Raw genomic sequence first — 21,893 nt, forward strand, 5'->3', positions numbered from 1 at the left:
TTACAACTTCGCAAGGCCACACGGCGCGCATAACGGCCAGACCCCTTACGAAGCGCTCAGAGACAAGCTACAATAAAGCGGCAAATGTCCTGACGGTCTGTCCAGTTTACACTTGAGTGGGCCCTTGATATCAACATGCAGCTCAGGGCCGTCGTCGGGTTAGACTAGGGCGAGGCACATTACGCATTGAAGAATGCACTGCGGATCAGACGGCAGGGTGAGATCCGCGACTGCACGACTGAATGGCAGCATTTCCAACTGACTGGACTAACCAACTCACAGTCATCATTATATTCTGGAACACAGATCAATTGGGAAATGCTGTTGAACACGAGAAAGCGCGGTTGGAAACTCCAGATTATCTCCTCCGCCACATCTCACCACTCGGGTGGAAACATATTCTACTCATAGGGCAATACATCTGTCGAATAATGGCCGCCGAAATCCCTTAGAGTGTCATTTCTCATTCAACTAAACTCGACCCCTATCCAGTTTTGGGATTCTTGGCCGCTTGATGCGCGAGTACGCGCGTTGTGTTGGCTTCGATCCAATCCGCGAGCACCCGAACATGTTTGGTGGCCTCAGCTCCCATATCCGACAGGTTATATTCGACATGCGGGGGGACAACGTTTCGGGCGCGTCGTTGAACGAACCCATCCGCTTCAAGCGTTTGCAGTGTTTGCGTCAGCATTCTATCACTGACGCCGCCAACCCTTCGACGCAGTTCCGCGAACCGCAAGGTCTGATCTTCCAAGGCGATCAAGACCAACACTGCCCACCTACCTGTAAGGTGTTTCAGAATGTCCCTTGACGGACAATGATGCGCCAAAAGGTTTCCTTCCAATTTTCCAGATCGAACGGCATCGCTTAGAGAGGTCAATTTAAAATTCTCCTAACTAACATTTTTGTACGTACTTTCATTTAGTAAGTCTATCAATTAGGTCAAGCTAACGCGATAAAAAATGGAGAAATCAGAATGAAAATTGCAGTTACTGGCGCGACCGGTCAGCTTGGTAAACTGGTTATTTCTGGGCTGAAAGAAGCGATGCCAACACAAGACATTCTCGCTTTGGCGCGGAATCTTGAAAAAGCTGCGGAACTTGGCGTTCCCACGCGGGTCTTTGACTACGATGCCGCCGAAACTTTGGAGAAGGGATTAGCGGGTGTCGAAACGCTGTTGTTGATTTCCGGCAGCGAAATTGGCCAACGCATCCCACAGCACAAAGCCGTGATCGAGGCAGCAAAGGCCGCAGGCGTTGCGCATATCGTCTACACCAGCCTGCTGCGTGCAGACACGAGCAAGGTGTCGCTTGCGCCCGAGCATAAAGAAACAGAAGCCATGTTGCGCGATGCCGAAATTGATCACACGATCCTACGCAATGGTTGGTACACAGAAAATTACACGGCTGGTCTGCCGCAAGCCGTAGAACACAACGCGTTGATCGGTGCTGCGGGCAGTGGTGCGATCTCATCGGCATCACGTGCGGATTACGCGGCTGCCGCTATTGCCGTTCTGACCAAGCCCGAGCTGCGCAGGAAAACATATGAACTGGCAGGTGACGAAAGCTTCACTCTAGAAGACCTCGCTGGTATTCTCTCGCAGACGGTTGGCAAAACAATTCCGTACGTTGACATGGCCGAGCAAGACTACGCCAAAGCCCTGGAACAGGCCGGTTTGCCCGCTCCCTTGGCTGGTTTCCTTGCCGGTTCGGACGTTTCCGTAGCCCAAGGGGAGCTTTTCGACGATGGCAAGGCGCTTTCTAGCCTCATCGGGCGGCCCACAACACCCATCTCCGAAGAGGTTGCCAAAGCAGTCGCATAACAAAAAATGGAAAGGGACAGTCACCTGTCCCTTTCCATGAATTAAAACGTGGTCGCCGAATAGAGATATCGAGCAAAAGCCGCAAAGGTCTGTCTGCATTCAAATCCTAAAGAGTGAATGCCGCGCGGAAGGCTTCAAGCGCGGCTTCCTCGTCGCCCTTTGCAAACGCCTCCATGCCGACCGGGCCGGAGTAGCCCATATCAGACAAAGCGCGCGCAACCGCCGCGTAATTTATTTCGCCCGTTCCCGGCTCACACCGTCCGGGATTGTCCGCCACTTGGATCTCTCCAACCCATGGTAGGCAAGCGTCACACCAACGGATCAAATCACCTTCACTGATTTGAGTATGGTACAGGTCCAGATTGATCCGCAACTGCGGGCGGTTCACAGCGGAAACGAGGGACAGCACAGCCTCGGTTGATCCGAACGGGCATCCCGGATGGTCCAGCGGATTCAGGTTTTCCAGCGTAAAGGTCACGCCCTCTTCCTCGGCCATGTCACAGATGCGGTTAAGTGTATCACGGGCGCGCAACTCCATCCCCGGTGCAAAGGTGCCATGGAGCGGGATCGGAATGCCGCCATCGCCAAGTCCGGTGCCATGCAGGTTCAAACGGTCGACGCCCAACCGCTTGCCGACCTGCGCAGTCTCACGCGCTGATTTCAGCAACATGTCTGCGCCCTCTTGGTCTGCCAACCGTCCTTCGAGGTAGCCGTTCATGATGGTGAAGTTTGCGCCGGTTTTCTCCAGTGCATCCAGATCCCATTCTGGCCAGTTCCACAGACCGACGCCAAAACCCATTTCGTGCAACTTGGCCGCGCGCCAGGCGATCGGTTTGTCTTGCCAAAGCATTTCCGCACAGGCCGCAAGTTGAAAAGTTACAGTCATCTTAGGCGTCCCGTTCCATAATCCATTCGACCTCTGGCGCTGCTACAAATCGCCATTTTCGTTTCGGGCCAGCCATTACATTGAGGTAATACATTTCAAACCCATAAGGCGCACCACATGGGTGGTGACCGCGCGGAACCAACACAACATCGCCGTCCGACACCGCCACGGTTTCATCAAGTTGTCCGTCGTCAGTATAGACACGTTGGATTCCAAATCCCGAAGCAGGGTTCAGGCGGTGATAATATGTCTCTTCCAGATAGGTGATGCGCGGATAGTCGTCTTCATCGTGGCGGTGGCTCGGATAGGACGACCAATGACCTGCAGGGGTAAAGACCTCAGTAACCAGCAAGCTGTCGCAGTAATCTTCGTTTTCCATCGCGATGTTGTTGATGTGGCGCGTGTTGGTGCCTTTCCCGCGCTCGGTAAGCGTGATGCCCTCGGGGCCAATCCGGCGTGCTTTGTGTGCACCCATTCCTGGGGCGGAACACACGGCTATGACGCAATCAGTTTCAGCGGTCGCCTCCCAATCGGTGCCGTTCGGCAGGTACAGGCAATGTGGCGGGGTTTTCTCGAAAACGTTCATCCGGCCGCCCAAAACCCCCCAGTCCTGTCCGGCACCTGATATCTCGGCTTTCCCCTCAACCATCACCAGAATGACCTCACGGTCTCCTGTTATTTCAGAAGCAGTGTCGCCTGCCTTTAGCCGATAAAGAGAAAATCCGACATAGCGCCAGCCGGCGCTTTCTGGAGTGATCTGATGCACCTTGCCGCGTGCGCCGAAAGGTCTTCGTAGGAGGTCTGCCATGCGCGCTACTTCTTTATTGTCAGGCCGGAACGGCCACAGATTTCAGTGATGTAGTCAAAACCGAGTTTTGAGTACTCGAACGGTGGTGCCTTGGCCGGGTCCTGTTCCGCCTCGACCACGATCCAGCCGTTATAATCCATGGCTTTCAGCTTGTCGGTAATGGCCTGGAAATTAATGCAGCCATGCGGATCGCCGGGCACGGAATAGACACCGGCGGCAACACCATCGAGGAAACTCTTGTTATCCGCATGCACCCAATCTAACACCGGCTGGCGCACGTCTTTGAAGTGGACATGATGTACGCGGTGGCCCCACTTGTCGAGAACGGCAATCGGATCGGCGCCGGCAAAGTGCAGATGTCCTGTATCGTAAAGCAGCGTCAGGTCGTCGGATGAGCCTTCCATTAGCCAATTGATGTCTTCGGCATCCTGCACCATCGCGCCCATATGATGGTGATAGCTCAGATCAACACCCTGATCTTTCGCCCACTTGGCCAGCTCCGAGAGTTTAGCGGCATAAGCCATGACCTCGTCGCGGGCCAGTTTGGGACGCTGGCTGACAGGCTGGTCAATATTGCCCTGAATGGTGTTTGAACACTCGGCATAGACGATGCAGGGCGCATTTAAGGCGGCGAACTGTTCGACCTGTTCCCGGATCGCGGCCTGTTCGGTCGCCAGATCATTGACCATTAGGTTCCCTGAACACCAGCCACCGCAAAGCGACACGCCATAGCGGTCCAGATAGGCGCGCAGGCCCTCGGTGTCCGCAGGCATCCGGCGGCCGCGTTCTACGCCCGAATAGCCAATCCTTGCTGCATCCTCCATTGCACCTTCTGTGGTGAAATCCTTTGTCAGCTCAGGCAGGTCGTCGTTTTGCCAAGCGATCAAAGAAATGCCGATCTTAACAGCCATCAGTCTGCCCTTTGTCGTTTTTTGTTGGTTTCGTATCTGGCGCGTGCGGCGTTTACTTCGTCGCGCATGCTGACTTCTGGTACGCCTACGTCCCACCAAGTTCCGCCCGGTTCCGTGCTGGGATAAGGATCTGTATCGATAACGATCACATAAGGGCCTTTGACCACTGACCGTTTCGCTAGCGCGTCTTCCAGCTCGGCGATCGAGCTGACCTTGACGCTCGATGCTCCCATGGACTCTGCATGTTTGGCGAAGTCGATGTTCGAGTTCTCGCCACCGATCGAATGATCTAGGAGGTTGTTGAACTCTGCCCCACCGCAACCCATTTGTAGCCGGTTGATGCATCCGTATCCACGGTTGTCGGTTACCACGACTGTAAATGAGATCCCCATCATCGCAGCAGTCGCCATTTCCGAATTGGCCATCATATAGGTGCCGTCGCCCGTAAAGCAGATAACGTCCCGCTCAGGTTCCGCCATCTTGATCCCCATGGCACCCGCAATTTCGTACCCCATACAGCTAAAGCCGTACTCCATATGATACGAGCCGGGCCTGCCCGCTTTCCACAGCTTGTGCAATTCACCCGGCATGGTGCCCGCGGCACACATGACAACGGAGTTTGCGCCTGCTGCGCGCTGCACCGCGCCAATCACTTGCATATCGGTAGGCAAAGCTTTGCACTCGGGTTTAGGAGCGTCGGTCAAAGGATCAACCTTCGCGAACCAACCAGATTTCAAACTGGAATTGGGAACTGAGCAGTAGTAGTCCCCAATCGCGGAACTCAACTCTTCCAGCCCGATCCGCGCATCACACTGCAACGGCGCCGCCCCGTGTTTCACGGCATCATAAGCGGCCACATTCATGCTGATTAGCCGTCTGCCATGGTTAGCGAACAGAGACCAAGAGCCGGTTGTAAAATCCTGGAAACGAGTACCGACACCAAGTACTACATCTGCCTGCTTGCATACTTCATTGGCTGGCTCACCACCGGTTACTCCGATCGGACCTAAATTCAACGGATGATCCCATGGAAGGGCTGACTTTCCGGCTTGGGTTTCAACAATTGGGACGTTGTGCTTCTCAGCAAACTCTTTCAAGGCCAATGTGGCGCCAGAATAGTGTACTCCGCCCCCCGCGACGATCACCGGCCACTTCGCTGATTTTACGAGTTCTGCGACCCGTGTAAGTTCTCCCACATCAGGACGCATCCTGCGTTGGTACCAAACGACGGGTTTGAAGAAACTCTCAGGATAATCATAGGCCTCGGCCTGCACGTCCTGACAGAACGACAGACAAACCGGACCACATTCTGCTGGATCAGTCATAATGCGGAACGCACGTGGTAAGGCAGTTAGCAACTGCTCTGGCCGCATGATGCGGTCGAAGTAGCGTGTCACCGGTTTAAAGGCATCGTTTACGGTCACGGTGCCGTCTCCCCAATCCTCAACCTGTTGCAACACCGGGTCCGGGCCACGATCTGCAAAGACGTCGCCCGGTATCAGAAGCACCGGAAGGCGGTTTACATGGGCCAGCGCGGCAGCAGTCACCATATTCGCTGCTCCGGGGCCAATCGAAGACGTCACGGCCATGGCCTTGCGCCGCCCCAACTGCTTGGAATAGGCAATGGCAGCATGGGCCATGGTCTGTTCATTGTGCCCCCGCCATGTCGGAAAGTCCTCCTTAACGGCATGCAGAGCTTCGCCGATTCCCGCAACATTGCCGTGACCGAAGATCGCCCAGCAGCCTTCGATAAACCGCTCACCATCTTCATTCATTTGAGCCGCAATATACCGAACCAAGGCTTGCGCAGCAGTCAGTCGGATTGTTTTTCCCATTGGATCACTCCACATTCAGGCGGGCATCGGCCCGCGCCTTGTCCCAAATCTCGCAAAGACGCGCATAGCGCTCAGCCATCTGGGTTACCGCAGCATCATCTGCCATTTCACCCTTGAGCCACGCCCGTGCTGCATCGCCAAAGATCGTGCGGCCCACAGCAAAGCCCTTGACCAGCGTTTGCTTGCTTGCCAGCGCGAAACTTTCCGCAAGTTCCGCTTCCGGCGCATCAAGGCCAAGCACCACGATGCCGCGCGTGCGCGGATCATTCCGCTCGATCGCGTCAACCGCATTTTGCCATGCAGCCTCGGTTTTGAACGGCTCAAGCTTCCACCAATCGGGATAAACGCCTGCGTCATAGAATGACTGGATGAGGATCGCCGATGTTTCGTCGTCCACAGGTCCAACCTTGGAGGGGATAATCTCGAGCAGGAATTCCAAACCGTTACGCCGCGCCGCCGTAAACAAGCGTTTGACGCGACTCAGGTGCTTTTCTTTCGTTTCGGCATCGTCATCGGGATGCACAAATACCAGCAGCTTAACGACGTTCTCACGCGCCCATTCGCGCAGACGCCCCAAATCCTCGCCCAATTCCGGCTCGAACTCAATCGGACGCGAGCCTGGCAATTCCGTTGGGCGGCCAATCCAAAGGCCAGTGCCGGTTGCCTTGTGCAACGCAGAGCGCCCGATCCGGTTGTCGCACAGAATGCCGTAACCCGACCGTCCGTTCTGCACCTTCAACGCAGCCTTGAGGCATAGCTCTTTGAATGCAGCGCCCTTGTCCAGCGTGTAGCCATCCATCTCTTCCAACTGTAGCCGGTGGTCGAAGGCAAAGGTCTTCACCGAAGACCAGTCCCCATGCCGATTGGTGGCCCAATGCACTTGTTCAAGTTCAACGTCGTTACGAAGGTCGGGGCGCTTGATGCCGCGATCAAAGAAGAACTGAAGCTCTTCCCAGCTTGGGTAAGCGGGTGTGCAGCCGTGGCGGCTGACCGCGAAGGCACCGCAAGCGTTGGCGTATTTCAGCGCTGTAGGCCAGTCTTCTCCATCAAGCCAGCCCTTCAATAAACCAGACATGAAGCCGTCGCCCGCACCCAGTACATTGAACACTTCGATTGGAAAACCAGGGCCCGCCTCGCCATCATCGAGACTGTCCGGCACATCGCTGGTAAAGGCGACCGCACCGGCTGCACCGCGTTTGCACACCAGTGTTGCATCCGAGACAGCGCGGACCGCACGCAGCGCCTCGATTGTGTCGGTCGAACCGCCTGCGATGTGGAACTCTTCTTCAGTGCCGACGATCAGGTCAAAAAGGTGTAGCGTCGATTGCAATTTTTCGGTTACGGCTACGCTTTCAACAAATCGGCTTTCACCGTCGCCATGCCCTGCCACACCCCAGAGGTTCGGGCGGTAGTCGATGTCGAGCGCCGTCTGCATACTATTCGCGCGGGCAATCTCAAGCGCCTTGATCGTGGCGGCCTCGACCTGCGGGTGGCTCAGATGCGTGCCGGTGGCCACAACGGCGCGGGCGCTTTTAACAAAGTCTTCGTCAATATCATCAACGCTCAGCCCCATGTCGGCGCAATTCTCTCGGTAAAAGATCAGCGGAAACTGTTCCTGATCGCGAATCCCGAGAAGTACAAGCGCGGTCAGCCGGTCGGGGTCGGTCTTGACGCCTTTGGTGTTCACGCCTTCGCGCTCCAACTGCTCGCGAATGAAGCGGCCCATATGCTCGTCGCCAACACCCGTGATAACAGCCGACTTCAACCCCAGCCTTGCCGTCCCGCAAGCGATGTTGGTCGGCGAGCCGCCGATGTATTTGTCAAACGATCCCATGTCTTCCAAGCGCCCACCGATCTGCGCGCCATAAAGATCAACCGAGGATCGCCCGATGGTGATAAGATCGAGATCAGACATGAGTTACGTCCATAAGTTCAATGTTTGTGAAACGGGGCTGACCAAATCCCTTCTGCCAGCCCCATCACCATTCGCTTTTTCAGGGAGGGGTACGAATGGTGTTGAAAGTTAAAGGTCAGATCGTACCTTCGAGCGATCCTTCGAGCTGGGCCAATTCCTGGCCGCCTGCCATAAGATCCTGCAGCTCTTCCGGACTGATTTCGCCACGTTTTGCAGTACCCAGCGTTTTACCGCGATTAAGCACGGTGAACCGATCCCCGACCGCAAGCGCATGGCGGACGTTGTGGCTGATGAAGACCACACCGACGCCTTGGCTGCGCACCTTGTCGATCGTGGCCAGAACATTAGAGGTCTGGCGAACGCCAAGCGCCGAGGTCGGCTCGTCCAGGATCAAAACCTTGGCCCCGAAATAGACGGCACGCGCAATGGCAACTGTCTGCCGTTCACCACCGGACAGCGTACCAACTGCCTGATCCGGTCCACGAAGGTTGATACCCATCTTGCGCATTTCGGTCATGGTGATGTCGTTGGCCTGTTCCACATCAAACCGCTTGGTTAGCCCGCGCCCCTTCGTGGGTTCGCGCCCCATGAAGAAGTTGCGCGACACAGACATCAGAGGGATCATAGCTAGATCCTGGAACACCGTGGCAATGCCTGCCTCCATAGAATCCCGCGGTGTGGCAAAGCTCATCGGCTGGCCTTCAAACAGGATTTCTCCGTGCGTCGGCTGGTGCACACCCGACATCGTCTTGATGAAGGTCGACTTACCCGCGCCGTTGTCACCCAGAAGGCAGTGACATTCACCGGGCCGGATATCAAAGCTGACACCGGCAAGCGCGATGATGTTGCCGAAGTGCTTCTCAATATCCTTCATCTGGACAATCGGAGCGGCGCTGTTGTCCACGTCACCGTGGTGGAATTTGCTGTCATCAGTCATATCAACGCTCCCCCGTAACGCGCTTGCGAATGGCATTGTTGAACAGAACCGCAATAAGCAGCATGCCGCCAAGGAATACCTGGAACCAGTCCTGATCGAAGTCGGTATAGGTAAGGCCGATGACCACCATCCCAAAGATGATCGAGCCGAAGAAGGCACCGATGGCCGATCCATAGCCACCCGTCAGAAGGCAGCCGCCGATCACCGCGGCAATAATGGCCTCGAATTCTTTCTGGAAGCCACGACGGGCGTCGGTAGAACCTGCATCGATCACGGTAATGATTGCAACAAGCGCTGCGCAGCACGCGGTGACCATGAACAACGAGATCTTGATCCGGTTGACCGGCACGCCCGAATTCGAGGCAGCGGTACTGTCACCACCCGCGGCGAAAATCCAGTTGCCTGCCGGCGTCCGCAAAAGAATGTAAGTTGCGACCAAAGAAAGCACGACAAACCAAATGATCTCGACCGGAATACCAGTTACTTTGGGTGCACCGTTTTTGAAGGTTTCGATCAGGCCTTTGTCAGCCAACCATGAAAACAGGCCGGGAAAAGCATCGCCTGAAAACAGTGGTGCTAGCCAGTCGTTTTCTGTGGCATCGCGTACGCCGCGAAGCTGTGTGGAACCGCCTGACGCCCACTTCAGGCCAACCAGAGACAATCCACGAAGAATGAAAAGAAATGCCAGTGTCACGATGAACGATGGCAATCCAGATCGGATCACGATGGTGCCGTTTACAGCGCCGACCGCGGCCGAGAAAGCAAAAGTCAAGGGGATCGCTACGATCAGGGGTAAGCCCCAAACCATTACACATACCCCGAAGAACAGGCCAGCAAAAGCAACCATCGACCCAATCGAAAGATCAAACTCTCCGCCGATCATGAGCATCGCTGCTCCGATAGCAAGGATACCAAGCTGAGCTGCTGGGGTTAGGAAGTTGATAATGCCCGAGGTCGTGAACATCGCGGAATCCGCGGTAATCAAGAAAAAGATTGCGACCAGCACGACGCCAGCGATGGCTCCAAGTTCGGGTTTCTTCATCAGTCGCGAAACCAGGGGCTCGGCCTTGATTCGTTCGTCTGTCATTGGATTTGGTGTGGTGTCACTCATTTCGCCATCTCCTGTTTCTATTGGAAGCGGCACCATGCAGTGCCACTTCCTAATTTATATTAGCAGAATTTAGCGGATGCCCTGCGCGGACAGTTCAATCACTTGTGCTGCCTTGTCGGCGGTGATCAGGTTAGGACCCGAAGCAACGTCACCACCCGGCATCAGGCCATACTTGCCTTGAAGCGCCATGATGGATACAGACAGGTAGCCTTGCAGGTACTGCTGCTGGTCCAGAGCAAACGCCGCATCTCCATCAACGATTGACTGCAGGAAGCCTGCAGACAGGTCAAATGTGGCAACGTTCACGTCGCGACCGGAAGCCTTTGCCGCAGCTACGGCAGGTTCGCCTGCAGTGGACGCACCCAGAGCCATTACCGTGTCAACGCTTTCATCAGATGCGAGCGCAGCAGCAACTTTGGACTCAATCTCGGCCGGATCGTTGGTGGTCGGGAGAACGGTCACATTGCCGCCGAAGCCTTCAGCGAAACCTGCGCAACGCTGGTCGAGCGAGATGTTGCCAACTTCTTGGTTCACACAAAGCGCGTTCGAACCACCCATTTCAGCGAGAGCAGCTCCGGCTGCAACACCTGCATCATACTCATCTTGGCCGACATGCATTGCCGTACCCAGTTCTTTACCCTGAGCGCCACCAGCGTTGATGGTGATCACAGGAATGCCGGCTGCAATTGCACGCTCAACCGACGGTCCAAGAGCATCGGGGTCGGGGAACGAGATAACAAGCCCATCGGGTTCTTCGTTCACGGCCGCATCAATCAACTGCGACATCAACACCATGTCGAAAGTTTCGGGCGAGTTGTACGAGACGTTTGCGCCTGTATCGGCGGCCGCCTGATCTACGCCAGCCTTCACGACCGACCAGAATGCATCATTGGCTTGACCGTGAACAACAACCGAGATGTCCTGAGCCATAGCAGGTGCTGCAACAGCCAGTGCACCGGCAGCAATAGCGCCTTTCATAAACATATTCATTCGGGTTTCCTCCCTTTGGTTTCCCATTTTGCCGGTCATACCGGCACCTCTTTCACGCAACTTTGTGTCACGCTTTCGCTCCGCCCTGACGGACGGTTGCGTCGTATCAGGCCGCCTCCCAGCGTCCCGAACCCTCCAAAACGTCTGCCATTGCGACAGGCTGCCCGGTCTGAGCGGAACGCGTCGCGGCCTCAGCCATGGCCAGTGCAGAAACGCCGTCGTGCAGATCGACCGGCATATCCGTTTTATTCTTAACGGCCTCAACAAAAGCTGCCCATTCTGCCTTATAAGCAGGCATGTAGCGTTCGAGGAAGAAGTAGGTGGGTTTGGCACTGCTGACGCCAGCAGTCGTCGATTTGACGACCGTGTTTTCAAGCACGTTCTGTGCCTGAAGCAGCCCGTCAGAGCCCAGAACTTCAACCCGTTGGTCGTAGCCATAAACCGCGCGGCGCGAATTCTTGATCACGGCTATGCGACCATCAGCGTATGTCAACGTAACAGCAGCAGTATCGACGTCGCCCGCTGCGCCGATGGCAGGATCAACGACAGATGTCCCAACGGCAGTTACGGAAACTGGTGCTTGCCCCATAATAAAGTTTGCCATGTCGAAGTCGTGGATCATCATGTCGCGGAACAGACCGCCAGACACTTTGATGTATTCCACCGGTGGCGGTGCGGGGTCGAATGATGTAATCGACAGAAGCTCAGTCTTACCGATCTCGCCCGCTTCAATCGCGGCCTTGAGCGTGCCGAAGCTTGGATCGAAACGACGGTTGAAGCCGATCATGATGCTCGCTGCCTTGTCTGCCACATTTCTCAGGCAAGCCGACGCACGCTCAAGGCTTAGATCAACCGGCTTTTCACACAAAACCGCCTTACCTGCTGCTGCTGCTGCCTCGATCAAGTTGGAGTGTGTGTCTGTTGATGTCGCAATAAGGACGGCATCAATCGAACTGTCCGCGATAATTTCTTCCGAGGAGCGAACTTCGCATCCATAGCTTTCCGCCAGCGCCTGAGCGTTTTTTTCGAAAGCATCAGAAACAGCGACAAGGTCACTTTCCGGATGTGACGAAATCGCCTGTGCGTGAACATTTCCAATGCGCCCTGCGCCGAGCAATCCAACCCGCATCTTGAGACCTCCCGAATCTTTATTCATGAAAAGCATCCACAATTTTGCACCCGCGTGCAAGTAATTCCTGCACGCGGGTGCAAAAATGTGCTAACATCAATAACGTTCTGGACAGGGATCATACGCGATTCCAATGTCTTGAGAGGTAGGGAGGCCAGCGGCAATATGAAAGAACAGGAAGGTTCAATCACGGCAGATGACGTCGCCGCGCTTGCAGGAGTCTCGCGCTGGACCGTGAATCGTGCGTTTAAAAAGGACGCATCAATCTCGGCGAAGTCACGAGAAAAGGTGATGAAGGCCGCCGAAACGCTTGGCTATGTTCCTGATTTACTGGCAACAAGTCTCGCTACGGACCGCACCAACTTGGTGGCCCTTCTTGTTGATGATTTTGCAAACCCGCACAAATTGATCATGATGGATCGTCTAACCAGAGTGTTACGGAAAAATGGTTATGACACCCTGTTGGTAAATACCAGCGACGAAGAGGATGCATCTGCAGCACTTCTGAATGCTAGCCAGCGACGCGTTGATGCGGCCGTTCTCATTGGGGTCAGTTTCAATGACCAAAATCTTGAGGCTGCGCTTGGGGCCAAGAGGGTCAAGAAACTGATCGTCTTTGCCCGGATGTCCAGCAATGAAAATACGATCTCTATCTGTTGCGATGACCGCGCCGCCATGACTGCGATCACGCAGCATGTCTTCTCGTCGGGCTATCGCAATCCGTTTTTTATCGCAGGACCGCAAACTCAATCGGCACATCTTCAACGGAAGGAAATTTTCCTGTCGCAATGGGAAAAGACCACTGGCTCACGCCCAAAATTCACGTCGGTCGAACGATATGATCGCAAGTTGGCTTACGATCTTGTTGTCGACCTATTTCGGGATAAACCAAAGTCAGAGCTTCCAGACGTTCTGGTCTGCGAAAACGATGCGTTAGCTATGGGAGCGATCGATGCGATTCGCTTCGAGTTCGGTCTGCGCGTGCCAGGGGACATCGCGGTCTCTGGCTTCGACAACACTCCCCAAGCCTCCAGCCCACACTATCAGTTGACTACGTATCGCCAGCCTTTGACGGAAATGGCAAATGCGTTGGTCGATGTCCTTGATGGCAAGAAACGCTCCAAAAATTTGAATGAATTCCTGGGAAACCTAATTATCCGCAAGAGCGCATAGACCGTTTTTTGATCAAGGGTCTCTGAGGTGGCTGTCGCGTCTGCTGTGCGGGGCTATAGTATGTAGCCCTGCTCCCGGTGCAGTTATGAAACGCGCAAAGCGGATTTTGGCTAACGAAGAAGTGTTTCCAATTGTCAACCTTACGGGCATTGCCGATCTTCTCGGCATGTTGCAGCACTCTAAGTTTGCGTTGAATGTCGCGTTCGTCGTTCGTCATGAAAACTTCCTCCATCCCAAATCGGGGAATTTACAGGAAGTGTCCCGAAAGTCCGTACATATCTACACTTGGTGATTGGCGCACATCAAGACCGCTGCCTGTCTTCGGACAGCTCATATCGCGCCCATACCCTTATCCACGGGTCAGAGCTGAAAATGTTCGACGGGGTGGGCCACAACCTTGAAGAACACATGCTTCAACACCTGTCTCAGTGGCTGTCGTCACTGGTTATCGCCAGACAGCATAAAGACACAGCCTGAACTTGGCGTGATTGGCGGCATACCGATCATGCCGTTCCACATCAAAAACCTTGGCCCGTGGTACATTCTTCACATTGTTGTCTTGGTCAGCAATTCATAGCACGCCAGGGAACATTCACTCGGGATCAGCCAAACAGGCGGCGACGAGGTTGGCCATCACACGTTGCGCGTTCCCGAAATTCATCGTTCTGGTATCTGCATAAAGAAACAGAAACCCCACTTCTTTAATATCCTGAAATACGAGGACATGATTGTCGCTACAAATCGTACAGGCTTCGAACACACCGCTATCGGAAGGAAACGCGGATACGAGTTTTGCGCGTGCTTCGCGGCAGGCTTTTGCGGCCGTTTCAGTTGGTTCCAGTTCACCGGTCACGACAATGCAATTGAATTCGTCAGAGTGGAGAACAAAGCCGGAGCACACACCAGGCGGAAGATCTTCGGCCAACGATCCAAGCTTTGGTGAAACCTCGGCTTCCTTCGAAGTGTCCATTTCCGCAGGTTGCGTATCACCCTGATCGGCTGGAGCCGGCGCGGCAGCTGCCGGGGTTTCCTTCACCGTCGCGGGGGGTTGCTCTACCACCGGCCGGGGCGCTTTGTCGGCCACTGGCTTCTTATAGACATCCAGCTTGACGATATTGGAAACGTCCGCATCCTGTTTGGGGTCGGAAACCTTGCGGGATGTGGCCTGACCAGAATAACCACCCAGCAACGAGGCAAGCTCGGACCCTCCGATGGCTTGCCATGACTCGTCGGATTCTGCGGAATTTTCAATCTGGCTGCGCGAGCCGCCGACGAAAATATGGTGCTGGAAGAACTCGGCTGTTTCGCGCTTTACCCGGTCGAGCAGTTTTTGGCGGTCGATACTCTTTCGAACCTTATCCCCTCTGCTCAATACAAGAATGCCCCGCGAAGGCCGGTTTTTGCCAAACGCTTCGACAATTGATTTCTCTGTCAGCCGCCAAGCCTGCGACGCGATTGTCACCCAAACCATCACATCTGCCGACGCAACAAGGTCCAGCTGGTCTTGGGTCATTTCCGCGGCATTGGTGAATGGGACTTCGATCAACTCTAGCCCGCTCAGATGCGGTTGATCCGAAAGCAGGCTGATCTGTTTCGCACCACGCAGCGAATCCATATCGCTGATGCCGTCCAGTTTGTGCGATTCACCGTTGGAGTAAATGATATTCGCATCATTGCCATCGCCAGATCGCAGATAGACAACAGGCCGCACACCACTACCCAGGTTGTCAGGCAGAATCCTGCTTCGCAACAAGGCATTCAGAACGGTCGATTTTCCGGCGCTTACCTCGCCGCAAACCACGACACGCACCGGTTTTGAACCAGTTTTTGCGCCAAGATCAATGCGTTCAGAATTCATGATCAGTTTCCTATGCGACTTTTGAGTCCATGATGTCGGACCGTAACACAGCACTGTCCAATGCAGAAAGATTCAACAAGCGTCGCTCCAGAACTTCCATCTGGCTTTGGATACGAGACACCATACGCTGCTGCAATTGCGGATCCTTGGCGATCTGTTCAAACTCCCCCTTCGTTTGCTTAAGGCGATGGGAACGTTCGGTCAGACTGATTTCGATCATGCGGAGCATCGTCTGAATACGTGCTAGCCCCGCGCTGGCCCGCTCGACCTGTGCCTCGTTGTAAGCCGACAGGATTTTCTCGACCGGAGGTCGCAGTTCCATCGCTGCAATACTGCGAAGCGCCGCGATGGACTTGTCGACATCGACGGATTTCTGGCGCCAGAAGGCCCAGTTCCGCCCGCTGACAATATCAACCTTCAGCGTTTGCTTTGCCAGCGTAAGTGTCGAATTGAACGTCTCGTATGGCAGGTCGTCCAGCGAGATATTCTCGATGGAATCGTCAAAATGCTCTTGGATTTTCTGACGGCACGCCATGATGCAATTGCTCAAAGGAACATCAATGGATGCACGCGCTTTCGCAAAGCTTTGCACCACTTCCTTTTCCATTCGGGCCTGCAAGGGCAACGTGCTGATTTCGATCGTGTTGTCGTTGCTGCCCGTGACCGTAGTCCTGAAGGCACGATCGTTGAATGTAGATTTCTGTTCGCCGACAAATTCTTCGATATGGGAAACCAGCTTAGCTTCAAGCTTCGACCAATATTTGTTGAGTGTCTTCTCAATCTGCTTATTGGCGTTTTCAAGATTTGCCTCGAGATCCGACTGAACCTTCTGGATCTCTGCAATCTCGCCCTCAAGCTCATCGACGATCATCGTTGCGGTCTCGCTGTTCACACTTTCGACTTGCTGTTGAAGCGAGTCGCGCTCGCGCTTGGTTACGAACTGCACGGCATTCAGTTCGGCACGCGTATCGCTGCGGAACTGGTCAAGCTGACGGCGTCCCAGCCCATCGTCAATCAACTTGGATAGGGCCGACTTAACTTCGTTTAGGCCAGACGCCAAGACAAGCCGATCACGAGGATCCTGCGGAACAGTGCCGTAATTCTCTTTTAGGAACTCGACAAGCTCTTCGTTGTCGAGGTCACGAATTTCGGCCTCGGCGTCAGCATCGGTCCGCATAGCCAGATCAGCCATATAACCGCTGCCTGCAAGTAGCGTGAAATTGATGTCCGGAATGGCCGCCTCTAGGCGGCGTTCGACATCCATCATGATCCTTGGCAGCTCGACGCTATAGTTATCAAGCTCGTCAATCCGGTTGACGAAGATCATCACTTCTTTTGAATCCTGCTTGGCCAGGATCCTGATCAAAGCAACATCCACATCGGTAAGCGGCTGGTGCGCAGACAGAACCACGATGAATGCGTCCGAGTTGTCCAGGCTGCGGCAGGTGAACTCGTCCCGCACCAAGAACGGGTCATTCACGCCCGGTGTGTCCGTCAGGATCGTGGGCACCTGGAATTCCGGTAGCCGCATGTAAACATTCGCCACTTTTGTCAAAGCAGCATACCGGCCTAGGGATTCTCGGGACAACCCATCATCGGAACCCGGGCCGGCGCAGACATAACGTTTAAGCAGGTCGGGCGACAGAAAATCATAATCATGATGTGTCCCAAGCAGCGTCTTATAATGCTTGCCCAGTCGGCGTTCGGCCCGCTCGCGCATTTCCAAGCTCTGCTGACGCAAAACTTCAGCATCGAAGCCCGGAAGAAGCTGTTCAGTCAGTTTGCGGATCTTCGACCCGCCATTCACGATCTCGTCCCAGTCGCTATCATCGAAAAACTCGAAACGCGCGCCCGAGATCGGATCGTTGGGCACGTTGATGCGAATGTTCGTCACGACCGATGTCCACGGGTTCACGTCCGAGGGAAGAAAATCGTGCTGGTGGAGAAACGCATTAAGAAAGGTCGACTTGCCAGCCTTCACCTGCCCGATAATGGCCACACGGGCAGCCCAGTCGTCAAACCGCGCTCTCAGATCACGGAAGTTCTGGCGGGTGTCACGACCAGCGTATTTTTCAAGGTTTTCCAGAGTATCGCGCAAGAAATCCAATTCCTGCCGCTGTTTCGGCGCAATCTTCATATCTGGCTACCTCTTACTATATTCCGGATTTGTTCATCGATCGAACCAAGATCGGTGGCATCATCTGAAACATCTTCTAGGGGTTCAAGCTCGTTATCGAGTTTCGCAATCAGCCGCTCGACACACGACAACAATGCGTCGGCGTCAGACATGTCCACGCCATCCGAGCATTCGGCCCAAAGCGCCCGTGCCCTGGATTGCGGCCGGATTGCAGGCAGATCAGCAACCGGTGGGTTCTGTGCAGCGGTGCTGCCAAGGACCAACGGGTGAATAGTTGCCGACTGGGTTTTTCCGTCCAACGGATCAAACAAAGGCCCTGTAAGCACAAGCGGCGATGACAGATTATCTTCCGGTTCGCTTTTTGCCAGCGTGTCCAAGTTGGGCACGGATTCGGCGGGCGCTTCGTGGTCCCGTGTGTCCTCGACTTCCTCTACCTGTGCGGCATTTGCGTTCTGTCCCCGATGCGCCCCCAGGAAACCCTTGACGATGTCTTGTTCCTCGCCGGGCAGCGCTTCAAGCTTCGCCGCAACATCTTGGATATGAGACCCGACCTTTGCCAAATCATCGACATCCAGAAGCGATGCCAAAATCAAGTGGTCGAAATAATTGCCGGTCTCCCGCTTCAGACGCCGCAAGACACGGTCCTTGGAACGTTCGTCAGGCAGGCGATCCGCATGGGTCACCAGTAATGTTGCGTTGTTGCGCAAATGTTCGGGCATTTCATCCCAGACGGCTTTCTCGCTCTGCCGCCAGGCCTGCGTCGCGTTCGTACACCAAACAACCATATCTGCGTAATCAAGCATTCTTTCCCAGCACTCAGCCGGGATATTGGGGTCCGAGTTGCCCGGCGTGTCGATAAGCTCGACCGAGCTGACGAATTCCGACTGGGTTCCCAGTATGCAATACAGCGTTTCTGAAACCGAAACGCCGTCGAACGAACTGCATTCGTTGACCTGCCCGTTCAGGTCAACGACAGCTCGCGCCTCTGGCCCCTGTGTGATCCACACAGGAGGAAGCGCGGTCGATGTAACGTTCGATGGCAGGATCGTATCTTCAACCAGCCCATTGATCAGCATTGTCTTACCAGCACTGAACTCCCCGGCAATCAAAACACGCGGCTTGCGGGTTGCCGAATTTGTATCCAGCGTGCGTTTTCTTTCAGACCTTGTCATGCCGACAGCCTCTCCCGTTGCGTGCCACGATCGATCGCTGTTCTATCACGCTCTTGGAAACGCTCAAGAATGGCCTTGCAGAACTGTGACTGATCCATCGCAAAGTTTTCAACAACTTCGCGGGTTTTGCTGATCGTAGGATCAAAGAAGTCATTCAACAAATCATCGATCAGCGGCGTAGTTTCGGAAATAATGACTTCGCGGTACCGTTTTTCGGCTGCGTTCTTCTTTCCAAGACGCCAGAACTTACGCCACCAGGTTCCTTGCAGATCCAACGACAGGGTTCGTGCAAGCGCGGTTGGGGCCTTGTGCTGGACTTGTTCGGGAAATTCGATGCTGTCGCCATTACGGTGGGCACCCATCTCGGATTGCAGCAATTCCTGAACATCTTCGAGGATCTGGTCAAAGGTCGCTTCGCCTTCCCGCCGCAGTTTCGCGCAGGCAGAATTGAACCCGGTCCGCATCATCATGCGAAGGCTTGTTGGGTCGTGGTGCCAAGAGCCGCTCTCGCCGAAAGCTTCAAGATGCGACTGAAGTGCGTCAACGGCAGATGCGACAAAGGTCATTTGCGCCCGCTCAAGACGCTCGCGCAGTTTGCCGCGAACCTCTGCTGCCCTGCCATCAAAGCTTTCGAGTGCCTTGTCGCGAATATCCGCAAGCTTCAGCGAAAGCTCTGCCGATGTCAGGTCGACATTCATCTGCCGTACATCCTGATGCGAGGCAAGGTCCTCGACCGTCTCGCTCATGTTCAGAATGGTTTCGATATCGGCTTCGACATCGCGTCGGAACGCCTGCCCCTGTCCATGGACGACGCGAGAGGCGATCGCACGATGCAGCGCCGGAACTCCCGAGGCTTCCATCGCAACCTCACGCATCAACTCAGGCGAACTCAGCTCTGCCGAGGAGTGCATTCGTTGCAGCGAGGCTTTACTAGCAGGCATCATGGCTTCGATATCGCCAAGTGCGCAATTGGCCCAATATCCGCTTCCGAACAGGATTTCGATGTCATCACCGACACCCATACGGGTCAACGTCCGGCTGATCGAATTGCGTATATTTTCTTGCGCGCCGACCGGGTCTGGTAATTCATCAATACGGTTGACGAAGATCAGAACGTCGCGCGCTTCGACACTGCAGATAATCCGCAGAAGGGCGACATCCATCGTCGAAAGCGCCTGGTGCGCAGACAGAACAACCACGCAAACGCGGCTGTCAGAAATGGCATTCAGCGTGATCTGCTCACGCATCATGAATGTGTCGTTCACGCCCGGCGTATCACGCAAACACAGACCGTTGGGGAAGCCCGGCAGGTCAAGATACAGATCTGCCGATTTCGTCAGATCCGCATAGACGCCTTCTTCGACACCTTCGGCAAGATCGTCAGGATCGCCATAGCAGATATACCGGTCAACGGTGCTCTTTTCGATCTCGGGGAAAGCATGGCTGCTGCCGATCAGAGTGGTGAACTCATCACCCAACCGCTCTTCGGTGCTTTGCCGCATTTCGTTAACCTGGGCGCGCACTTCTTCGACTTCGCTCTCGAAGCCGGCGCGATCGGCCATTTCGCCCAACCGACCGCCAGTTGCGACCAGCCGGTCCCATTCATGTTGGTCAAAAAATCGAAACAGGGCCCGCGTATTGGGCGGACGGTAGCGACTGTTAAGATGCACCGATGTAATCACCGAGGTCCACGGGTTCACGTCGGACGGCAAAAGATCGGTCTTCCCGATCATCGCGTTCAACAACGTGCTTTTACCGGCCTTGATCTGTCCGATGATACTGACCGATGGCTCGAACGAGCGAACTTGCTCTAAAACCCGTTCAAGCGGATCTTCAACGAAGCTCAAAGCGCATTCTGAAAAATCCTGAAGCTTGGCTTCCAGGTTCGACAAATCATCCCAGAAGGCATTTAGTTCTTCAAAATCCTTACCGTGATTGTTCTGAACAGACCTGTCAGATTGCATAACTAGCGCCCCTCGTTACAGTAGACGCGCACTTGAAACATAAAGCCGGTCTACTAATACTCGTAAATTCAAACTGAGGTATTGCGGCCCGGCAAGCAGTCCGGACCGCAATACTGTGCCGAAGGGGTCTTAGACTGTCAGACCAGCTTCGACTTTCTTTACACTCAAGCGTGCCATGCCGAGGTTGGCCGTCTTGCGGTCAACAGCGAGATAAACAAAGACCGCTGGGTTCGAAGCAAGGGGGCGAATCAGGTGCAGCTGGGTGCCGAGGGTGATCAAAATATCTTCGATCATATCGTCCAGACCCAGGGCCTGCATCGCCGCGTTCTTCGCGCGCACCACTTCGGTGTTCGCGGCGCCAGCAGCTTCTAGATCGAACTTCCGGCTGCCCTGTTCAGAGGCCAGCATCAGGCCGCTTTCGCTGTCGACAAGGCACGCGCCAATGAAGCCAGCAACATTCTTCAGTTCAGAGATATCAGTAGACATTGTAAGATTCCGTTAATAGTTACAAGGGCACTGATATCATCACCCCAATTGTTCTTTATTTGGCGCAATCTGGGTGATTCAAAGGCACCATTAGAATTGTACGTGGAGCACCTGATCTCAGATACCACGTTGGAATCCTTGTAGAATCCGCAAACAACCACTGAAGACGGATTTGATCCTCCTAAGAATGTGGCGAAATGGTCATTTTGTTGCACATGAATTGGGTGCCCAGACGCTCACGCGGCAGGGGCGCTTGCTGGGGGCTGTTTCGGTTGGGAAGCAAAAAGACGGATTTAGTCCTAAATTATTGATCTTCAACCTGAATTATTCCCAAGGGGCCCGAACCTGCTCGGACAGGCGGGCGTCGAAACGATACAAGTATATGGTGGCTTCTTGACCTGAAGACATCACCTCCAAGAAAGACAAATCCGCCCTTGTGATTTTGGCGCATTTGGTGAGCGGTGTTCTCAAGCTCGAGCCTAAGATTTGGCGGATTGCGTGTCTGCCTGACGAGTGGATTCTTCACAAACAGATGGCAAGTCGAGCCCGCACTTTCTTTTTCCAAGCGTACTTTAACTTCCCGCCTCTAATTTATGAAATGACACGCCCTACCGGTGTCAGCACCGCTTGACCGTACGCGCAACTTGACCTAGCGTCGCCATCGCCAGGGGCGCTGCAAAGCTGAGACGTACCCTTTGAACCTGAACCAGATAATGCTGGCGGAGGGAGGTCACAGTCGCTTTCATCCAAGCTGGCAGG

Annotated in this window: 17 protein-coding genes, 2 pseudogenes and 1 riboswitch; of the genes and pseudogenes, 3 read left to right on the plus strand and 16 right to left on the minus strand. The window is 54.6% G+C overall.

Annotation, left to right across the window (positions count from 1 at the left end; translation table 11 throughout):
- Positions 1-105: 105 nt before the first annotated feature.
- A pseudogene (locus ACXAH3_RS14340) lies at positions 106-452 on the plus strand (Tn3 family transposase); the annotation flags it as partial.
- Positions 453-484: 32 nt separating this feature from the next.
- On the opposite strand, the gene ACXAH3_RS14345 reads toward ACXAH3_RS14340, so the two are convergent.
- Complete coding sequence (locus ACXAH3_RS14345; protein WP_474862785.1) at positions 485-880, minus strand: winged helix-turn-helix transcriptional regulator; 396 nt, start codon at positions 878-880, stop codon at positions 485-487.
- A gap of 96 nt (positions 881-976) precedes the next feature.
- On the opposite strand from ACXAH3_RS14345, the gene ACXAH3_RS14350 reads away from it, so the two are divergent.
- Positions 977-1,822, plus strand: coding sequence for an SDR family oxidoreductase (locus ACXAH3_RS14350; RefSeq protein WP_474862786.1), 846 nt, complete (start codon positions 977-979; stop codon positions 1,820-1,822).
- Between the two features lie 106 nt (positions 1,823-1,928).
- Here ACXAH3_RS14350 and ACXAH3_RS14355 read toward each other — a convergent pair whose 3' ends face one another.
- From ACXAH3_RS14355 to iolG, 9 genes are all read right to left on the minus strand, one after another.
- Complete coding sequence (locus ACXAH3_RS14355; RefSeq protein WP_474862787.1) at positions 1,929-2,708, minus strand: TIM barrel protein; 780 nt, start codon at positions 2,706-2,708, stop codon at positions 1,929-1,931.
- Position 2,709: 1 nt separating this feature from the next.
- The gene (gene iolB, locus ACXAH3_RS14360; protein WP_474862788.1) at positions 2,710-3,516 is read right to left on the minus strand and encodes a 5-deoxy-glucuronate isomerase; all 807 of its coding nucleotides are present in this window, start codon (positions 3,514-3,516) and stop codon (positions 2,710-2,712) included.
- A 5-nt stretch (positions 3,517-3,521) separates the two neighbouring features.
- A complete protein-coding gene (iolE, locus tag ACXAH3_RS14365; protein WP_474862789.1) occupies positions 3,522-4,427 on the minus strand; it encodes a myo-inosose-2 dehydratase in 906 nt (301 codons plus the stop codon).
- Positions 4,427-6,262, minus strand: coding sequence for a 3D-(3,5/4)-trihydroxycyclohexane-1,2-dione acylhydrolase (decyclizing) (gene iolD / locus ACXAH3_RS14370; RefSeq protein WP_474862790.1), 1,836 nt, complete (start codon positions 6,260-6,262; stop codon positions 4,427-4,429). The genes iolE and iolD overlap by 1 nt, the downstream gene beginning before the upstream one ends.
- Before the next feature lie 4 nt (positions 6,263-6,266).
- The gene (locus tag ACXAH3_RS14375; RefSeq protein WP_474862791.1) at positions 6,267-8,177 is read right to left on the minus strand and encodes a bifunctional 5-dehydro-2-deoxygluconokinase/5-dehydro-2-deoxyphosphogluconate aldolase; all 1,911 of its coding nucleotides are present in this window, start codon (positions 8,175-8,177) and stop codon (positions 6,267-6,269) included.
- Positions 8,178-8,292: 115 nt separating this feature from the next.
- The gene (locus tag ACXAH3_RS14380) at positions 8,293-9,114 is read right to left on the minus strand and encodes an ATP-binding cassette domain-containing protein (protein ID WP_474862792.1); all 822 of its coding nucleotides are present in this window, start codon (positions 9,112-9,114) and stop codon (positions 8,293-8,295) included.
- A 1-nt stretch (position 9,115) separates the two neighbouring features.
- Positions 9,116-10,225, minus strand: a complete 1,110-nt coding sequence (locus ACXAH3_RS14385) for an ABC transporter permease (protein WP_474862793.1) — start codon at positions 10,223-10,225, stop codon at positions 9,116-9,118.
- 69 nt (positions 10,226-10,294) lie between these two features.
- Positions 10,295-11,215: a substrate-binding domain-containing protein gene (locus ACXAH3_RS14390; protein ID WP_474862794.1), complete on the minus strand. Its 921-nt coding sequence runs from the start codon at positions 11,213-11,215 to the stop codon at positions 10,295-10,297.
- Between the two features lie 106 nt (positions 11,216-11,321).
- A complete protein-coding gene (gene iolG, locus ACXAH3_RS14395) occupies positions 11,322-12,344 on the minus strand; it encodes an inositol 2-dehydrogenase (protein WP_474862904.1) in 1,023 nt (340 codons plus the stop codon).
- A gap of 165 nt (positions 12,345-12,509) precedes the next feature.
- Here iolG and ACXAH3_RS14400 point away from each other — a divergent pair, with 165 nt between their 5' ends.
- Positions 12,510-13,517, plus strand: coding sequence for a LacI family DNA-binding transcriptional regulator (locus ACXAH3_RS14400; protein WP_474862795.1), 1,008 nt, complete (start codon positions 12,510-12,512; stop codon positions 13,515-13,517).
- Between the two features lie 139 nt (positions 13,518-13,656).
- On the opposite strand, the pseudogene ACXAH3_RS14405 reads toward ACXAH3_RS14400, so the two are convergent.
- From ACXAH3_RS14405 to ACXAH3_RS14430, 6 genes and pseudogenes are all read right to left on the minus strand, one after another.
- A pseudogene (locus ACXAH3_RS14405) lies at positions 13,657-13,749 on the minus strand (IS481 family transposase); the annotation flags it as partial.
- 360 nt (positions 13,750-14,109) lie between these two features.
- Positions 14,110-15,375, minus strand: coding sequence for a dynamin family protein (locus ACXAH3_RS14410; protein ID WP_474862796.1), 1,266 nt, complete (start codon positions 15,373-15,375; stop codon positions 14,110-14,112).
- 10 nt (positions 15,376-15,385) lie between these two features.
- The gene (locus tag ACXAH3_RS14415; RefSeq protein WP_474862797.1) at positions 15,386-17,512 is read right to left on the minus strand and encodes a dynamin family protein; all 2,127 of its coding nucleotides are present in this window, start codon (positions 17,510-17,512) and stop codon (positions 15,386-15,388) included.
- Positions 17,509-18,684 carry a dynamin family protein gene (locus ACXAH3_RS14420; RefSeq protein WP_474862798.1) on the minus strand — a complete coding sequence of 392 codons (1,176 nt, stop codon included), beginning with the start codon at positions 18,682-18,684 and terminating at the stop codon, positions 17,509-17,511. The genes ACXAH3_RS14415 and ACXAH3_RS14420 overlap by 4 nt, the downstream gene beginning before the upstream one ends.
- Positions 18,681-20,648: a dynamin family protein gene (locus ACXAH3_RS14425; protein ID WP_474862799.1), complete on the minus strand. Its 1,968-nt coding sequence runs from the start codon at positions 20,646-20,648 to the stop codon at positions 18,681-18,683. Before ACXAH3_RS14425 ends, ACXAH3_RS14420 begins: the two co-directional genes overlap by 4 nt.
- A gap of 129 nt (positions 20,649-20,777) precedes the next feature.
- The gene (locus ACXAH3_RS14430) at positions 20,778-21,134 is read right to left on the minus strand and encodes a roadblock/LC7 domain-containing protein (protein WP_474862800.1); all 357 of its coding nucleotides are present in this window, start codon (positions 21,132-21,134) and stop codon (positions 20,778-20,780) included.
- Positions 21,135-21,790: 656 nt separating this feature from the next.
- Positions 21,791-21,879, plus strand: a riboswitch (TPP riboswitch).
- Positions 21,880-21,893: the final 14 nt, after the last annotated feature.

This window comes from Aliiroseovarius sp. ABM4_368 (assembly GCF_056161205.1).